Annotated in this window: 20 protein-coding genes; 5 read left to right on the top strand and 15 right to left on the bottom strand. The window is 63.5% G+C overall.

Annotation, left to right across the window (positions count from 1 at the left end):
* Positions 1 to 20 precede the first annotated feature (20 nt).
* The 4 genes from msrB to FHS49_RS00825 all read right to left on the bottom strand — a co-directional run bounded on the left by msrB (position 21) and on the right by FHS49_RS00825 (position 4,072).
* Positions 21 to 524, bottom strand: coding sequence for a peptide-methionine (R)-S-oxide reductase MsrB (msrB, locus tag FHS49_RS00840; protein WP_184014429.1), 504 nt, complete (start codon positions 522 to 524; stop codon positions 21 to 23).
* Positions 525 to 578: 54 nt separating this feature from the next.
* Entirely contained in the window at positions 579 to 1,826 is a 1,248-nt protein-coding gene (locus FHS49_RS00835) for a cytochrome P450 (protein WP_184014428.1), read from the bottom strand.
* Between the two features lie 75 nt (positions 1,827 to 1,901).
* Positions 1,902 to 3,158 carry an ABC transporter permease gene (locus FHS49_RS00830; protein WP_184014427.1) on the bottom strand — a complete coding sequence of 419 codons (1,257 nt, stop codon included), beginning with the start codon at positions 3,156 to 3,158 and terminating at the stop codon, positions 1,902 to 1,904.
* Entirely contained in the window at positions 3,155 to 4,072 is a 918-nt protein-coding gene (locus FHS49_RS00825) for an ABC transporter ATP-binding protein (protein ID WP_184014426.1), read from the bottom strand. The genes FHS49_RS00830 and FHS49_RS00825 overlap by 4 nt, the downstream gene beginning before the upstream one ends.
* Positions 4,073 to 4,169: 97 nt before the next feature.
* Here FHS49_RS00825 and queG point away from each other — a divergent pair, with 97 nt between their 5' ends.
* Positions 4,170 to 5,216, top strand: a complete 1,047-nt coding sequence (queG, locus tag FHS49_RS00820) for a tRNA epoxyqueuosine(34) reductase QueG (RefSeq protein ID WP_184014425.1) — start codon at positions 4,170 to 4,172, stop codon at positions 5,214 to 5,216.
* A gap of 108 nt (positions 5,217 to 5,324) precedes the next feature.
* Here queG and FHS49_RS00815 read toward each other — a convergent pair whose 3' ends face one another.
* Together FHS49_RS00815 and FHS49_RS00810 are read right to left on the bottom strand one after the other, a co-directional pair.
* Complete coding sequence (locus FHS49_RS00815) at positions 5,325 to 5,696, bottom strand: YajG family lipoprotein (protein WP_184014424.1); 372 nt, start codon at positions 5,694 to 5,696, stop codon at positions 5,325 to 5,327.
* Complete coding sequence (locus FHS49_RS00810) at positions 5,693 to 6,373, bottom strand: EI24 domain-containing protein (protein ID WP_184014423.1); 681 nt, start codon at positions 6,371 to 6,373, stop codon at positions 5,693 to 5,695. Before FHS49_RS00810 ends, FHS49_RS00815 begins: the two co-directional genes overlap by 4 nt.
* 106 nt (positions 6,374 to 6,479) lie before the next feature.
* Between FHS49_RS00810 and FHS49_RS00805 the strand changes: the two genes are divergently transcribed.
* A complete protein-coding gene (locus tag FHS49_RS00805; protein ID WP_184014422.1) occupies positions 6,480 to 7,481 on the top strand; it encodes an adenosine kinase in 1,002 nt (333 codons plus the stop codon).
* Between the two features lie 73 nt (positions 7,482 to 7,554).
* Here the strand turns inward: FHS49_RS00805 and FHS49_RS00800 are convergent, their stop codons facing one another.
* The 8 genes from FHS49_RS00800 to hisB form a co-directional block, all read right to left on the bottom strand.
* Complete coding sequence (locus FHS49_RS00800) at positions 7,555 to 9,096, bottom strand: amino acid permease (protein ID WP_184014421.1); 1,542 nt, start codon at positions 9,094 to 9,096, stop codon at positions 7,555 to 7,557.
* A gap of 93 nt (positions 9,097 to 9,189) precedes the next feature.
* Positions 9,190 to 9,567 carry a histidine triad nucleotide-binding protein gene (locus FHS49_RS00795; protein ID WP_184014420.1) on the bottom strand — a complete coding sequence of 126 codons (378 nt, stop codon included), beginning with the start codon at positions 9,565 to 9,567 and terminating at the stop codon, positions 9,190 to 9,192.
* Between the two features lie 4 nt (positions 9,568 to 9,571).
* Entirely contained in the window at positions 9,572 to 9,892 is a 321-nt protein-coding gene (locus FHS49_RS00790) for a phosphoribosyl-ATP diphosphatase (protein ID WP_184014419.1), read from the bottom strand.
* Between the two features lie 31 nt (positions 9,893 to 9,923).
* Complete coding sequence (locus tag FHS49_RS00785) at positions 9,924 to 10,133, bottom strand: hypothetical protein (RefSeq protein ID WP_184014418.1); 210 nt, start codon at positions 10,131 to 10,133, stop codon at positions 9,924 to 9,926.
* A gap of 155 nt (positions 10,134 to 10,288) precedes the next feature.
* The gene (gene hisF / locus FHS49_RS00780) at positions 10,289 to 11,062 is read right to left on the bottom strand and encodes an imidazole glycerol phosphate synthase subunit HisF (protein WP_184014417.1); all 774 of its coding nucleotides are present in this window, start codon (positions 11,060 to 11,062) and stop codon (positions 10,289 to 10,291) included.
* Positions 11,063 to 11,171: 109 nt separating this feature from the next.
* Complete coding sequence (hisA, locus tag FHS49_RS00775) at positions 11,172 to 11,903, bottom strand: 1-(5-phosphoribosyl)-5-[(5-phosphoribosylamino)methylideneamino]imidazole-4-carboxamide isomerase (protein WP_184014416.1); 732 nt, start codon at positions 11,901 to 11,903, stop codon at positions 11,172 to 11,174.
* Entirely contained in the window at positions 11,900 to 12,511 is a 612-nt protein-coding gene (gene hisH, locus FHS49_RS00770) for an imidazole glycerol phosphate synthase subunit HisH (protein WP_184014415.1), read from the bottom strand. Before hisH ends, hisA begins: the two co-directional genes overlap by 4 nt.
* Positions 12,504 to 13,112, bottom strand: a complete 609-nt coding sequence (gene hisB, locus FHS49_RS00765) for an imidazoleglycerol-phosphate dehydratase HisB (protein ID WP_184014414.1) — start codon at positions 13,110 to 13,112, stop codon at positions 12,504 to 12,506. Before hisB ends, hisH begins: the two co-directional genes overlap by 8 nt.
* Before the next feature lie 75 nt (positions 13,113 to 13,187).
* Between hisB and FHS49_RS00760 the strand changes: the two genes are divergently transcribed.
* From FHS49_RS00760 to FHS49_RS00750, 3 genes are all read left to right on the top strand, one after another.
* Positions 13,188 to 13,664 (top strand): SspB family protein, encoded by a 477-nt coding sequence (locus tag FHS49_RS00760; RefSeq protein ID WP_184014413.1) that lies wholly within the window; start codon positions 13,188 to 13,190, stop codon positions 13,662 to 13,664.
* 161 nt (positions 13,665 to 13,825) lie between these two features.
* Positions 13,826 to 15,217 (top strand): class II fumarate hydratase, encoded by a 1,392-nt coding sequence (gene fumC / locus FHS49_RS00755; protein ID WP_184014412.1) that lies wholly within the window; start codon positions 13,826 to 13,828, stop codon positions 15,215 to 15,217.
* Positions 15,218 to 15,243: 26 nt separating this feature from the next.
* Entirely contained in the window at positions 15,244 to 15,438 is a 195-nt protein-coding gene (locus FHS49_RS00750; protein WP_184014411.1) for a hypothetical protein, read from the top strand.
* Positions 15,439 to 15,466: 28 nt separating this feature from the next.
* Here the strand turns inward: FHS49_RS00750 and FHS49_RS00745 are convergent, their stop codons facing one another.
* Positions 15,467 to 16,279 (bottom strand): pyrroline-5-carboxylate reductase family protein, encoded by an 813-nt coding sequence (locus tag FHS49_RS00745; RefSeq protein ID WP_184014410.1) that lies wholly within the window; start codon positions 16,277 to 16,279, stop codon positions 15,467 to 15,469.
* Positions 16,280 to 16,334 lie beyond the last annotated feature (55 nt).

Genomic DNA, 16,334 nt, shown 5'->3' with positions numbered 1-16,334 from the left:
GCAAATGGAGCAGGCGCGGCTTACGCCTGGCCCGGCACGAAGGTCATCGCCACACCGTTCATGCAATAGCGTTTGCCGGTGGGCTTTGGTCCATCGTCGAAAACATGCCCCAGATGCCCGCCGCAGCGGCGGCAATGCACTTCGGTGCGCACCGACATCATCGAGCGATCCATGCTGGTGGCCACGGCATTGTTGAGCGGCCGAAAAAAACTGGGCCAGCCCGTGCCGCTTTCGAATTTCGTGGTGGATGAAAACAGCGGCAGCGCACAGCCTGCGCAGGCGAAGATGCCCTTGCGCTTTTCCTTGTTCAACGGGCTTGTGCCCGGATATTCGGTCTCGGCCTTGCGCAAAACCTTATATTGCGCCGGCGACAGCCGCTTCTGCCATTCGGCATCGCTATAATTGATCTCGAAATTCTTGGCCGCGGCCGGCTCCGACGCGGTCAGCAAGCGCAAACCGAGAAAACCTGCCACGCCCGTGCCCAGTGCGGCGGTGGTGATCAATGTGCGGCGATTGACGCTCATCCTGCAAACTCCTGACGCCCGGACATGCGCTGCCCGGCAAAAGCGGATATGCCATCAATAGCGGGTGATCTCCACCGGCATCGCGGTATAGCCGTTCACGAAACAGGCGGCGACGCGCTGCGGTTCCTCCAGAACATTCACGCGCATCCGGCGCTTGGCCATTTCCGCCAGGAGAATCGTGATCTGCAATTCGGCCAGCCGCGCCCCGACACAGCGATGGATGCCATAGCCGAAAGCCAGATGCCGCCGCGCATTGTCGCGGTCCACCTTGAAACGGTCCGCATCCGCAAACACGCTTTCGTCGCGATTGCCCGAGATATACCAGAGCGCCAATTTATCGCCCTTGGCGATTGGGTGGCCAAACAGATCGGCATCGGCGGTCGCGGTGCGACGCATGTGCGCCAGCGGCGTCTGCCAACGGATCGCTTCCGACGCCGTATTCGCGATGAGGCCCGGATCGGCCTCCAGCTTCGCGCGCTCGTCGGGAAATTTGTCGAGGCCATAGACCAGCCCGCTCATGGTGTTGCGCGTGGTGTCATTGCCGCCCACGATCAGCAGCACGAGATTGCCCATGAATTCATTCTGACTCATCCCGCTCATCGCTTCGGAATGGATCATCATCGAAATGAGATCGGGCGCGGGGGCGGCATGGGCGCGTGCATTCCACAATGTCTGGAAATAGCTGCCCATTTCGAAGAGGATTTCGAGCCGCTGCTTGCGCGTCTCCTCATTGTGCACCAACTCGATATTGCCCGCCCAGTCAGACCAATAAGGCAGCTTGCGCCGGTCTTCCCAGGGGAAATCGAACAGGATCGCCAGCATTTGCGTGGTCAGCTCGACCGAAACGCGATCCACCCAATCGAAGTGCTGGCCTATCGGCAACTCATCCAGCAGGGCAGACGTCCGCGCCCGCATCGATTCGCTCAGCCTTGTCATCTCACTCGGCGTAAAGGCCGGCGCGACCGTGCGGCGCTGATCGGTGTGCTTGGGCCGGTCCATCGCAATGAACATCGGCATGATGAATTCGCTCGCCTGATCCACCGGATCAGCCAGCGTGATCCCGCCATATTCCCAGGATGAGGAATAAAGCTCCGGCAAGGATTCGACATGGACGATCGGCTTATAGGTCGAAACCGACCAATAGGGTCCGAAGGTCGAATCCTCGCAGCGATAGATTGGCGCTTCGGCCCGCAGCCGGCGGAACGGCTCTTCCCACAGATGATCCCGATACAGCGCGGCACGGCTGACATCGAGCGGATCATGCGCAACGACGGCGTCGGGCGCGGGAGCAAGCGTGGCCATAAGTGTCTCCTGGAACTGTCGCGCCTGTGTCCGGCGCTTCGAGTCAGTTGCAGAATGCCACTATTTACATGAGTGTCAACTGCGCGGCTCCAACCCCGCGGCCGGGACGGATTTCTGCCTGCCAAATAGCCTTTTCAATCCACCCGACCCTGATTTCAGCACGCCCCTGCGAAACATCCGTGCGGCGACGAAGATGGTGAGCGCCACCCAGGTCAATTGCCAGCCCAGCGCCAGCAGATGCGGCCAGATGCGGGGATCGGTCGCCCCGCGTGCAGCCATGGAGAAGGGGCTGCTGAACGGGAAGATTTCCGCAAACAGCGCCATATCGGTGCCGGGCTGCGAGGCGGCGGAGGAGGAAAGGCCGAACATCGCGACCTGGAAGATGGTGATCGGCAGCGACAGCATCTGGATTTCGCGCACCGTGGACGCCTGCGCGCCGACGCCGAGAAACACGGCACCGAGCAGCAGATAGGCCATGGTGAAATAGGCCGCGCCGAACACGAAAAACAGCGGGAGGCCGATCGCAGGCTGCAGCGTGGCGAGCGAAAGGCCATTGGTGGGAAAATAATTCAGCCCCTGCGTCGCGAGCAATCCCCAGAACGCCACGAACAGCAAAGCCACGCCGAACATGCCGATCAATTTGCCGAGGAACACCGATTCGAGCGGCACGGCGGCGGCGAGGATCTCAATCACCTTATTGCCCTTTTCCTCGGCCAGCATCCCCACGGCCTGGCCCGCCAGCAGCAGCGTGAGGAAGAAGATGATGAACACTGCGGCAAAGCCGATGCCTTGCCGTCCGCCCTGGGTGGGCGTCTCGCGTTCGATCGGGATCACGCGGGAGTCGGTGAGCCGCTGTCCCGTCGCGAGACCTGCCTTGCCATCGCGCAGCACCTGCTCGGCCAGTTCGGCCAGATAGGCGGCGGACCGATCGCTGCCGCCGCTTCGAAGGATCGTCAGCCGTTCCAGCGGCCCGAAGGCGACGGCATAGACATCATGCTTGCCCTGCGCGAACAGCGCGCGCGCCTGCGCTTCGCCGCGGCCATCGGGCTTGATGATCATCAGATCGGCCGGGCGCTCCGCCATGCTGAAACTCTTGCGCAACTGCCCATCGACAGCCGCGATCTTAGCGCCATCGGCGGCATTGGCGATGAACAGGATCGAGACATTGCCTTTGGTGCTGGTCACCATCTGGCGTGCGCCCAGGCCGCCGATCGTCGCGAAACCGATCATGAAAAACGGCGCCAGCAGGAATAGCAGGAAGGTGGGCGTGAACACCGTCGCGATAAAATCGCGGCGCGCGATGACCAGCGTCTGGCGGACAAGGCGCTTCATTCCACATCCCCCATATTGTCCCGGCCAACGATGCGCACGAACGCATCATGCAGACTGGGCCGCTCGATCGAAAGGCCGGCAATACCATGCCCGCCTTTCATCACGCGCTCCAGCACCGGCTCGATCCCGTCTGCGGGCAACAGGAAGCGAAACCCGTCCCCCGCCGGCACCGCATCGGCCGGAAGCAGAGCCGCCAGGCCATTGCCCGCTACGCGCGGCGTATATAGCGCGTGCATCGGCAGCTTCGCGCGAGCATCGTCCACCGTGCCTTCGAAGCGTCTCCTGCCGCCCGCGATGATCGCCAGCCGGTCGCATAGCCGCTCTGCATGAGCCATCACATGGGTTGAAAAGACGATCGTCGCGCCGCGCTCCTGTTCGGCGCGGATCAGCGCTTCCAGCCGCTCCTGATTCACGGGGTCCAGCCCCGAAAAGGGCTCATCGAGCACGATCAGATCGGGCCGGTGGACGATGGAGCCCAGCAATTGCACGAGCTGTGCCATCCCTTTGGAAAGTTTGCGGATCTTGTCGTCCACCGCATGGCCCAGTCCCGCCGCCTCCAGCAGATCGCCGGCGCGTGCACGCCCTTCCTTCCAGTCCAGACCGCGCAGCGCGCCCATGAAGGCGATCGCTTCCCGACATTTCATCGCCGGATAGAGCCCGCGCTCCTCAGGCAGATAACCGATCCTGTCCCCCACGGCGCGGGGATTGGCATGGCCGAAGATGGTGCGCGATCCGCGATCAGGCTCCAATATGCCCAGCAGCATCCGCAGCGTGGTCGTCTTGCCCGCGCCATTGGGGCCGAGCACGCCATAGATGCGGCCCTGCGGCACCTCCAGATCGACGCCGTCGACCACCAGCCGGTCGCCGAAATATTTGCAGAGTCCGGAGGCCCGGACCACCAGATCATCCGCCATCGACGCCCCGGCTACACAGATACGCTTGCATGAAACTGGTTTCCGATGCTCTCAGCCGCGACATGACCGGCCGATCCTAGTAACAATAGATTTCGGAATGACAAACACGCCATCCCCCTCTCTCTCCACTGCACTCAAGCAGGAAGCGCGCCGCATCGGCTTTGCCGATTGCCGGATCGCGCCCGCCGATGCGGCTCCGCTCAGCGCGGTACGGCTCAACCAGTGGCTGGACGAGGGCTGCCATGGGGAGATGATCTGGATGGAGGAACGCGCGGGCCAGCGCGGCAGCCCGGCGGGGCTCTGGCCCCAAGTCCGCTCGGTCATCATGCTGGGACTGAGCTATGCGCCCGCAGTGGATCCGCTTGCGCTGGAGAAGGAAGGCGGGATCGGGCGCATCTCGGTCTATGCGCAGGGCGGCGATTATCACGATATCCTGAAGCGCAAGCTGAAGGAGCTTGCGCGCTGGCTGGTGGGGCAAGCGGGCGGCGATCTGAAGGTGTTCGTGGATACCGCGCCGGTCATGGAAAAGCCGCTGGCCGAAGCGGCCGGGCTGGGCTGGCAGGGTAAACACAGCAATCTGGTGAGCCGCGATCACGGGAGTTGGCTGTTCCTGGGATCGATTTACACCACACTCGACCTCGAACCCGATGAGCCGGGACGGGACAATTGCGGATCGTGCGACGCCTGTCAGCGCGCCTGCCCCACGGATGCCTTTCCCGCGCCCTATCGGGTCGATGCACGGCGCTGCATTTCCTATCTCACGATCGAGTTGAAAGGGCCGATCCCGCTGGAATTTCGGGAAGCGATCGGCAATCGCATCTATGGCTGCGACGATTGCCTGGCGGTCTGCCCCTGGAACAAATTCGCGGTCAAGGCCGCGGCAAACCTCGCCTTCGCCCCGCGCGCCGAGCTGACCGCACCGGCAATCGGCGATATTCTCGCGCTCGACGACGCCGGTTTCCGGCAGGTGTTCGCAGGATCGCCGATCAAGCGGATCGGGCGGAACCGCATGGTCCGCAATGCCGCCATCGCTGCGGGGAACAGCGGGGACCGGTCACTGCGCGCGCGGCTGGAGCCGTTGCTGGAGGATGAGTCCGATGTGGTTAGCGAGGCGGCAGGCTGGGCGCTGGCGCGATTGGATTAACGGAAAATGCTCAAAATATCCGTTTGTCCCGAGCGCAGTCGAGACACTCAGGACCAAGCGCTACGTCCCTCGACTGCGCTCGGGACAAACGGATATTTTCAGTATTCCCTACCGCGCCAAAGCCGCCACGCAACTCGCCCGGTCCACATCCGCGCCATCGGGCTTGCGCGTATCGACATAGGTCACCACCGGCTCCGCCCCGCTTTTGCGTGCATAGAGATAGGCGTCGAGCACACACACGCCATTGCCGAACTGCAGTTTGCGGCCATTGGCCTCGCGCACATCCTGAGCCGGACGACCGAACAGGCCCGTCAGCGCCCGCGCATCGCGTCCGATCACGGCATCCTGCGCGCCACCGCGGCTCACCTTGCGCGGCACGATCGGATCGGGCGCGCGCGCCGCGGCTTGCGGCCGCGGCCCATTGCTGCCGCAGCCCGCCAGCAACAGCGCGGTGGAGAGGGTGAACAATACGGCTTTCATATGCGTTTCCCGTGGTACAGATGCGTCGCCATCGCCGCGCCGATCACGGGCGCGAGCAGGTTGACGAACGGAACCACAAACAGGCCGGTCACCACAAGCCCGAGGACCAGCCTTTGCGTGCGGGTCGTCTCAAGCCAGCCCCGGACCGCCCCGGCATCCATATGGCGCACCGCGACCATCTCCCCCAGATCGCGGCCCAGCAGCAACGCATTGACCAATGCGAACAGGGCGATCGTGCCCACGCCCGTCACCAGCAGCAACACATAGAGCGGCAGCGCGAGCAGATTGAACAGGATCGCGCGCAGCATTGACGCCAGCCCCATGCGCAGTGACAATGACATGGAAGGATTGCGTGCGTCCGAAGCCACCGCCGGATAATGCCGCCGCTCCACCGCGGCGACCACGCCATCGGCGAACAGCCCCATCACCGCCACCGCGACCGCGCGGAAAAACAGCCAGGTGCCGCCGAACACGGCCAGCCCGGTCAACGCCGCCAATCCGTACAAATCGCTTTCTCCCGCCCAGAAATCGGTGCCGATCCAGCGTGACACCCCGAACCAGAGCAAGGCGCCGAGCAGGATGAAGATGAGCAGGGTGAGGGCGATGACCTTGGCCAGCACCTTCAGGATCGCAGGATCGGAAAGCTGGCCGAGGGAGAGGAAGAAGGCACGGATCATCCGCCCGTGATTGCGCGCCCGCCGCCCGGACGTCAATCGCCCGGTTGCGCCCACCGCCCTTGCGCACTAGGCGGCGATCATATCCAGATATGCGAGGAGCCAGCATTTGAGCGCAGCCACTTATGATATCGTCGCCATCGGCAACGCCATCGTCGACGTCATCGCCAAGGCCGACGACGCCTTTATCGCGCAGGAGGGGCTGAACAAGGGCTCGATGCAATTGCTCTTCACCACCGAAGAGGCCGAAGCGCTCTATGCCAAGATGGCGGCGGGCATCGAAGCCAGTGGCGGATCGGCCGCCAATACGGTCGCTGGCATCGCGGCGCTTGGCGGCACATGCGGCTTCATCGGCCAGGTCGCCAAGGACCAGCTCGGCAATGTATTCGCCCATGACATTCGCGCGCTGGGGGTGACCTTCACCACCGAAGCACGGATCGAAGCCGAACCGCCCACCGCGCGCTGCCTGATCCTCGTCACCCCCGATGGCCAGCGCACGATGAACACCTTTCTCGGCGCATCGCAATTCCTGCCCGCCGCCGCGCTGGACAAGACCATGATCGCCAGCGGGGCGATCCTCTATCTCGAAGGCTATCTCTGGGATCCCGAAGAGCCCCGCGGTGCGATGCGGGAGGCGATCGCGATCGCGCGCGGCGCGGGCCGCAAGGTGGCTTTCACCCTGTCCGACACATTCTGCATCTCGCGCCATCGCGGCGATTTCCTGAAGCTGATCGCGGATGGCGATGTGGATATCCTGTTCGCCAATGAAGCCGAAATCCTGTCGCTCACCGAATTGGACGATTTCGAGGCCGCCGTAAGCCGGATCGCAGCGCAGGTGCCGCTGCTGGTGGTCACCCGTTCGGAGCAGGGCGCGATCGCGGTGAAGGATGGCGCGCGTTTCGCCGTGCCCGCCGAGCCGATCGACGCCGTGGTCGATACCACGGGCGCGGGCGATCTCTTCGCGGCCGGTTTCCTGGCCGGTCAGGCGCAGGACCGTTCGGTCGAGGACAGTCTGACCATGGGCGCGATCTGCGCCGCGGAGATCATCTCCCATTATGGCGCGCGACCCGAGGCCGATCTGAAGGCCGTCATCGCCCAGCGCTTCGGCTGACTCCGGCCCTCTGACGGACACAAAAAAGGGGAGGCCGACGCCTCCCCTTTTTCTTTGCGCTTGTCGCGCGCGATCAGAGATCGGGTACGGGCGGCACCGGCTGCGGCGGCGCGTCGGTATCCGTCTCATGCACTTCGACATGGCCCAGACCGACATGGCTCTTGCGATAGCCATAGAGGAAATAGACCACGAGGCCGATGGCAGCCCAGCCGACGAACATCAGCTTGGTTTCCGTGCCGAGGCTGAAAAACAGATAGATGCAGCCCGCCACCGCGATCGGCGCAGTGATCATGATCGCCGGGGTCCGGAAAGGACGCTTGCGGCTTGGATCGGTGCGACGCAGCACCAGCACCGCGATCGACACGGCGGCAAAGGCGAACAGCGTGCCGCTGTTGGAAATATCCGCCAATTTGCCGACCGGGAAGAAGGCCGCGAACATCGCCACGAAGATGCCGGTCAGGATCGTGATCACATGCGGCGTATGGAATTTGGGGTGGATCTTGGAAAAGACCGCGGGGAGCAGACCATCGCGGCTCATCACGAAGAAAATGCGGGTCTGGCCGAACATCATCATCAGGATGACCGACGGCAGCGCAAGGCCAGCGGCCAGGCCGATCAGATTGCCGATCTGGGGCCAGCCGATTTCGCGCAGCGTCCAGGCCAGTGCTTCCTTGGAACAGACCACGGCGTCGTGGCCGGTGGATGCGATGCTGTTGGCGCAAGCCTGCGCCAATTGGGTGCTGCCGGGAGGCAGCGCTGCGCCATCGGGGCCGAGCATCGGCTGTGCGCCCACGCTGCCGATCACGCCGGCCGCGACGAGGATATAGAAGATGGTGCAGATGGCGAGCGAGCCGATCAGGCCGATCGGCATGTTGCGCTGCGGATTCTTGGTTTCCTCGGCTGCAGTCGAAACCGCGTCGAAACCGACATAAGCAAAGAAGATCGACGCTGCAGCCGCCGAGACGCCCGCAAAGCCCAAAGGCGAGAAGGGCGTGAAATTCTCCATCTTCATCACCGGCACTGCCAGGATGATGAACAATGTCAGCGCGGCGACCTTGATCGCCACCAGCACCGCATTGACCGCCGCACTTTCCTTGGTGCCGATTACCAGAAGCCAGGTGACCAGGCCCGCAATCGCCATGGCGGGCAGATTGACGATCCCGCCATCATAAGGGCCGCGCACCAGCAGATCGGGAATATCGATCGAAAATGCGTTTTCGAGCAGGCCGACCACATAGCCGGACCAGCCCACCGAAACCGCGCCCGCCGCCACCGCATATTCCAGGATCAGCGCCCAGCCGACCATCCATGCGATAAGCTCGCCCATCACGGCATAGCTATAGGTATAAGCGGAACCCGATACGGGGACCATCGCGGCCATTTCGGCGTAGCAGAGCGCGGCGACGGCGCAGACGAAGCCGGCGATGATGAACGACAGCATCATGCCTGGCCCGGCTTTTTGCGCGGCCTCTGCGGTCAGAACGAAGATGCCGGTGCCGATCACGGCACCGATGCCCAGCATGGTAAGCTGGAATGCGCCCAGAGAGCGGGTCAGTGATTTTTTCTCGGCGGTGGCTAAAATGGCGTCGAGTGGCTTGATGCGCCCGAATATCATCTATGATTTCCCCTTGGTGCGCGGGGGCGGTTGCCGCCTGCCCGCGAACTGTGATGCGGGGAACCTAGCCGCTATGTGGAGGAGCGCAATCCCCTATCGCGCCAGCATCGGGCCAAGCGGTCTACCCGCAAAGATGTGGACGTGGAGGTGCGGCACTTCCTGATGCCCGTCCTGTCCGATATTGGCGAGCAACCGGTATCCCGGCGCGACCATACCGGCCTCGCGGGCGACGTTGCCCACCGCACGGACGAAGCCCGCGATCTCTGCATCATCGGCGCGCGCGGAGAAATCGTCCCAGGATACATAGGCCCCCTTGGGGATCACCAGGATATGATGCGGCGCCTGCGGATTGATGTCGTGAAAGGCCAATGCGAAAGCGTCTTCATACACGGTGCTGTTGGGGATATCCCCGCGCAGGATCTTCGCAAAGATATTTTGGTCGTCATAAGGCTGGGTGGCATCGATCGGCATGGCTTCAATCCTGTGGCCTGGCGGCTTTTTCATCCAGTCCGGACACGCCTTCGCGGCGCTCCAGCTCGGCAAACACGTCTTCGAAGCCGAGATCCATGTCCGCCAGCAGCACGCCCAGGTGAAACAGCAGATCGGCCGCCTCTGATGTGACGCCCGCGCGATCGCCCTCCATCGCGGCGATCACGGTTTCCACCGCCTCCTCACCCAATTTCTGCGCGATCTTGGCGCGGCCCTTGGCGGTCAGCCTGGCAACATAGGAGGATGCGGGATCGCCTGAACGGCGGTCGCGGATCGTGGATTGCAGCGTTTCGAGTGTTCCGGCCATCGCGCCATGTGCCGCGGGTGACCGGGGAGCGTCAAGCGCTTGTATCGGGCTTGTGGCTGCGGCGGATGCGGCTGGAGCGGCGGCCGATCGCAACCCCGGCGATACCCGCCACGAACAGGCTGAGATTGCCATGTTCGGAAAGCTGTTCGGCGTTCCACCATTCGGCATGGCCCAATAGGGCGATCATCGAGACCGCCAGTGCTGCGGCCGCGATCATATGCCACGCTTTGACCATGCCCATGCCCTTACCCCGATAACGCAACCGCAAAGGCGGTCATGCCCGGGCGCTACGCAAGCGCCCTGCCAGTATCACCAGATTCGCCGATCTGGGACCGCATCGATAGTTAATGCCCGAAACGATATTCTGGTTAATGTAAGCCGCGCCGACATTAACCATCAGCGGGCGACGGGAACCCTGACCGCGATGCCGGCATCGGCGAGCGCGCCATGCGCATCGCCGATGCTCGCCTCCCCGAAATGGAAAATGGAGGCGGCCAGCACCGCACTGGCATGGCCCTGCAATATGCCTTCCACCAGATGGCCCAGCTTGCCCACCCCGCCGCTGGCGACCACTGGAACGGACACCGCATCGGCGATCGTGCGCGTGAGCACCAGATCATAGCCGTCGCGCGTGCCATCGCGATCCATCGAAGTGACCAGCAATTCGCCCGCGCCCAGATCGGCCAGTCGGATCGCATGTTCCACCGCATCGATTCCGGTTTCGCGGCGGCCGCCATGGGTGAAGATCTCCCAACGCCCCTCGGCCACCTTGCGCGCGTCCACCGAGGCGACCACGCACTGGCTGCCGAAACGCGCCGCCATATCCGCCACCAGTTCAGGCCGCGCGACGGCGGCGCTGTTCACCGCCACCTTGTCCGCCCCCGCCAGCAGCAAAGCGCGGGCATCATCGGGCGTGCGCACGCCGCCGCCCACGGTGAGCGGCATGAAACACACTTCCGCGGTGCGCCGCACCATATCGAGCAAGGTGCCGCGACCTTCATGCGTGGCCGAGATATCGAGAAAGCAAAGCTCGTCCGCCCCCGCCGCATCATAGGCCCGCGCCGCCTCCACCGGATCGCCGGCATCGCGCAGATCGACGAAATTGACACCCTTCACCACGCGCCCGTCACGGACGTCGAGGCAGGGGATGATCCGCGCGCGGACGGTCATTGGACTATGCCGTTGAATAAACCGTTTGCCCCGAGCGTAGTCGAGGGACGTGGGGAAACATCGGAACGTGTTTCGACTGCGCTCGACACAAACGGATTCTGGTAGCCCCTCACTGCGCCGCCACTGCCAGCGCTGCCGCCAGATCCAGCCGCCCGTCATACAGCGCCCGGCCCGTGATCACGCCTTCGATTCCGTCGCGCGCGTGGATCGAGAGCATATGGATATCGCCGATGCCCGCCACGCCGCCGCTGGCGATCACCGGAATATCGGTGGCACGCGCCAGATCGACCGTGGCCTGCACATTGCAGCCCTTGAGCAATCCATCGCGGCCCACATCGGTAAACAGCAATGCCGCCACGCCCGCATCCTCGAAGCGCCGCGCCATATCCGTGACGGTCACATCGGACACATCGGCCCAGCCCTCGGTCGCCACCATGCCATCGCGCGCATCCACGGCGACGACGATGCCACCGGGAAAGTCTTGTGCCGCCGCTTTCACGAAATCGGGATCCTTGAGCGCCGCCGTGCCGATCACGACGCGCGCCACACCCAGATCGAACCAGCCCTCGATCGCCTCACGGTTGCGGATGCCGCCACCCAATTGCACATGGCCGGGAAAACGCGCCACGATGGCCTTCACCGCTTCGCCATTGACCGAAGCGCCCGCAAAGGCACCGTCCAGATCGACGACATGAAGGTATTCGGCCCCCGCCTCGGCAAACAGCATCGCCTGTGCGGCGGGATCATCCCCATAAACGGTCGCGCGTTCCATATCGCCTTCGGCAAGACGCACGACCTGACCGGCCTTCAGATCGATGGCCGGGAAAACGATAAGGCTCATGGCCGCCACTCCAGAAAACGGGCAAGGAAATCGAGCCCGTAACGCTGGCTCTTTTCGGGATGAAACTGAACACCCAGCATGTTCGCACGGCCGATCGCGGCGGTCACGGGGCCGCCATGATCGGTGACTGCCAGGATGTCGGTGCCTTCATAGGCGAAACTGTGCAGGAAATAGGCTTCGCCAGGCGCGATCAGCGGATGATCGACGGCGGGCACGACATCGTTCCAGCCCATATGCGGAATCTTGACTGCGGGATCATGCGACTGCAGCGCGGTCACGCGTCCGGCGATCCAGCCAAGGCCGGGATGCGCGCCATGTTCCTCGCCCTCGCCCGCCATGAGCTGCATTCCGACGCAGATACCGAGGAAGGGCGTGCCGCCCTCGATCACGGCCGCATCGAGCGCATCAGTCATGCCCGAAATCGCGCGCAACGCATTGGCGCAGGCAGCGAAGGCGCCGACGCCGGGCAACACGATCCGTCCCGCGCGGCGAACGATTGCGGGATCGGCGGTGACGTCAATCGCACTGGCTCCCGCCGCTTTCAGCGCATTATGGACCGAATGGAGATTGCCCGCGCCATAATCGATCAGCGCGATGTTATCAGACATCCGTGCCAGCGCCGCCCAGCGTGCCCTTGGTCGAGGGGATGCTATCCGCCTTGCGCGGATCGATCTCGATCGCCTGACGCAACGCGCGGGCCAGCCCCTTGAACGCGCTTTCGATGATGTGATGATTGTTGCGGCCGTAGAGATTCTCGACATGCAGCGTGATGCCGGCCGATCCCGTGAACGCATGAAACCAGTGTTCGAACAATTCGGTATCCATCTCGCCCAGCCGCGGCTGGCTGAACGCCGCCTTCCAGACGAGGAAGGGACGTCCCGAAATGTCGATTGCCACGCGGGTCAGAGTCTCGTCCATCGGCGAATAGGCCGCGCCGAATCGCGTGATCCCGCGCCGGTCGCCCAGCGCCTGGCTGAACGCCTCGCCGATCGCGATCCCCGAATCCTCGGTCGTGTGATGCTGATCGATGTGCAGATCCCCCGCAATCTTCACATCGAGATCGATGAGAGAATGGCGTGAAAGCTGCTCAAGCATGTGATCGAGGAAACCAATGCCCGTGGAGACCGAATAAATTCCGGTTCCATCGAGGTTCAGGGAAACGTCGATCGAGGTTTCCTTGGTCTTGCGGCTGATCGTGGCGGTGCGCATGGCGGCTCCTATAGCGCGCCGGAAAGCTGGCGCAATGTCTTGACCCGCACGGCGCATACGTTCACCTAGGCCGACATGAGCGAAGACGCCCCTGACAGCCTGATTCCCTATGACGAGATCGTCCAGGAAGCGCTGCGCGCCGTGGTCGGTCGCGTGCTGGGGCAGATCGCGGTCACCGGCGGGCTTCCGGGCGAACATCATTTCTACATCACCTTCAAGACCGGCGCGCCCGGCGTGGCGATCCCCACGCATCTAAGCCAGCGCTTTCCGGACGAGATGACGATCGTGCTCCAGAATAAATTCTGGGATCTGAAGGTGAATGACGATGGTTTCGAGGTGAAGCTGAGCTTCAACCAGATTCCGGCGCATCTGGTGATTCCTTTTTCCGCGGTCACCGGCTTCGTCGATCCCGCCGTCAATTTCGCGCTGCAATTCCAGGCGCAGGGCGAAGACGACCATGCCGAGCCCGATCGCGCGGAGAATGACGGCCCGGTGGTCACCGCCGAAGACGGTTCGAACGTGGTGACGGTGGATTTCGGCCGCAAGAAATGACGGTTCGCTAGGGACGTCACCCCGAACGGTGGCTTTTTGCGTTTTTAGCCGACAAACCCGCCGTCATGCTGAACTTGTTTCAGCATCCATTGTGTCGCCACGCTGATGGTCGGGACTTTGAAACGGACCCTGAAATCAGTTCAGGGTGACGATGGAGCGATATGACTCACACCCGCACTGAAACCGACAGCATCGGCCCGATCGACGTGGCGTCGGACGTCTATTGGGGCGCACAGACCCAGCGGTCGATCGAGAATTTCCCGTTCGCTGCGCAGGAACGGATGCCGATTGGCATCGTCCATGCGCTGGCTTTGGTGAAGCAGGCGGCGGCGCGGGTGAATCGCAAACATGGCCTGGCCCCCGAAATCGCCGACGCCATCGAATCCGCCGCCGCCGAAATCGTCTCGGGCGCGCTGGACGATCAATTCCCGCTGGTGATCTGGCAGACCGGCTCCGGCACCCAATCCAACATGAACGTGAACGAGGTGATCGCCGGGCGCGCCAATGAAATGCTGGCCGGCACGCGCGGCGGCAAAGCGCCGGTACATCCCAATGATCACGTCAATATGAGCCAATCCTCCAACGACAGTTTCCCGACCGCGCTACACATCGCCGCCGCGCGCGCCGCGACCGATCAGCTTTTTCCAGCGCTCGAACGGCTCCGCAGCGCGCTAGAAGCCAAGTCGCAGGCTTGGGAGGATATCGTGAAGATCGGCCGCACGCATTTGCAGGATGCGACGCCGCTGACACTGGGCCAGGAATTCTCCGGCTATGCCCACCAGCTTTATCGCAGCCGCAACCGGATCGATCCCGCCGTGATGCACGGCATGATGCAGCTTGCGCAGGGGGGCACTGCGGTGGGCACCGGGCTGAATGCGCCCGCGGGGTTCGGTGAAGACTTCGCCGCCGAAATCGCCAGCCTCACCGGCCTGCCCTTCGTCACCGCGGAAAACAAGTTCGAGGCCTTGGCGTCAAACGACCCTTTGGTGCATCTTTCCGGTACGCTGAACACGCTGGCGGTGGCGCTCACCAAGATCGCCAACGATATCCGCCTGCTCGGATCCGGCCCGCGCTCGGGCATTGGCGAATTGATCCTGCCGGCCAATGAGCCCGGCAGCTCGATCATGCCCGGCAAGGTGAACCCCACCCAATGCGAGATGCTCACGATGGTGGCCGCGCAAGTGATCGGTAATCATCAGGCGGTCACGATCGGCGGGATGCAGGGGCATCTGGAGTTGAACGTGTTCAAGCCTCTGATCGGTGCCAATGTGCTGCGCTCGATCGATCTGCTGAGCGTGGGGATGGAGAGTTTCGCCGAACGGACCGTGGACGGCATGGAGCCGGATCGCGCACGCATCGCCGATCTCGTCAGCCGCTCCTTGATGCTGGTCACCGCGCTCGCCCCGGAAATCGGTTATGACAATGCTGCCAAGATCGCCAAGCACGCCCACGAGCAAGGGCTGACGTTGAAACAAGCAGGCCTGGCGCTGGGGCTGGTGGATTCGGAAACTTTTGATCGGATCGTGCGTCCTGAAACGATGCTCGGGCGTTAAGCCATGGACGAACAAGGGAGACTATCATGATCGGCAAGGTGATCGGCGCATTGGTTGGCCGCGAAATCGACAAGCGCGATGGCCAAGGCGGCCTGAAGGGCGCTGTGATCGGTGCGGCGGCGGCAGGCGGATTGCGCCGGCTGGGTCCATTGGGGCTGATCCTGGGCGGTGCCTATGTCGCCAAGAAGGCGCTGGATCGTAGACGTAACCGGAGCGTCTGACCTAAAGTTGGATGGTGATCGCGGCGAGCTAGCCGTTCCGCGCTTCCTCCGCCAACGCCCCCGCGCGATCCGCCGCCGCTTTCAGCGTGCGATGGATCAGCGTGTAGATGGCGGCATCCTCATCCAGCACATCCAGCCCCGCGCGCGTCGTTCCTTTCGGACTGGCGACGCGATCAGCCAATATTGCCGGCGATTCGGGCGATGCGCTGGCGAGTGCCGCCGCCCCCTCCACGGTCGCCAAAGCCAGCGCCTGGGCTTGATCCGCGGTGAAACCCAGTTTCTCGGCCCCTGCCGCCATGGCGTCGATGAAGCGATAGACGAAGGCCGGGCCTGATCCGGAGACCGCAGTGCCAGCGTCGATCAGCGCCTCGCTCTCCACCCACAATGCCAGCCCGAGCGGCGTGGCCAGCGCGTCCGCCATCGCCTTTGCGTCGCCCTTGCTGGCGTGAAGCAAAGCGACGCCCTTGCCGAGTGCGGCGGGAAGATTGGGCATCAGCCGGACGATCGCGCTCGCATCGGGCAAGCGGGCGGCAAGGCTCGCGCCATCCACGCCGGCCATGATCGAGATGATCGCGCTGCCCTTGATGGACAGTCCCGCGCTCGCCGCTGCAAAAATCTGCGGCTTTACCCCGAGCAACAACGCCGCGGGCGGCGCTTCGCCCTGCGGCGGTGCCGCGAGCAGGCGGACGCCGGCGGGTGCCTCCGTGCGGCTGGGATCGATCACCGTGACCGCCGCCGGATCGAGACCGGTTTCCAGCCAGCGCGCGAGCATGGCGCCCGCCATATTGCCACAACCCAGCAGCCAGAGTGGGTGGGTGGGCGAAAAGGGATAATGTGTCATCCGCCGCCGATTAAGCGAGTTTGCCGGCGGCGCAAAGGGCCAGCGTCGTATAAAA

It is taken from the genome of Sphingobium boeckii, assembly GCF_014199215.1.
In the GTDB taxonomy this organism is placed as follows: Bacteria; Pseudomonadota; Alphaproteobacteria; order Sphingomonadales; family Sphingomonadaceae; genus Sphingobium_A; species Sphingobium_A boeckii.
The sequence above is the reverse complement of the archived record's forward strand: the minus strand, read 5'-3'. Positions and strand labels throughout refer to the sequence as shown.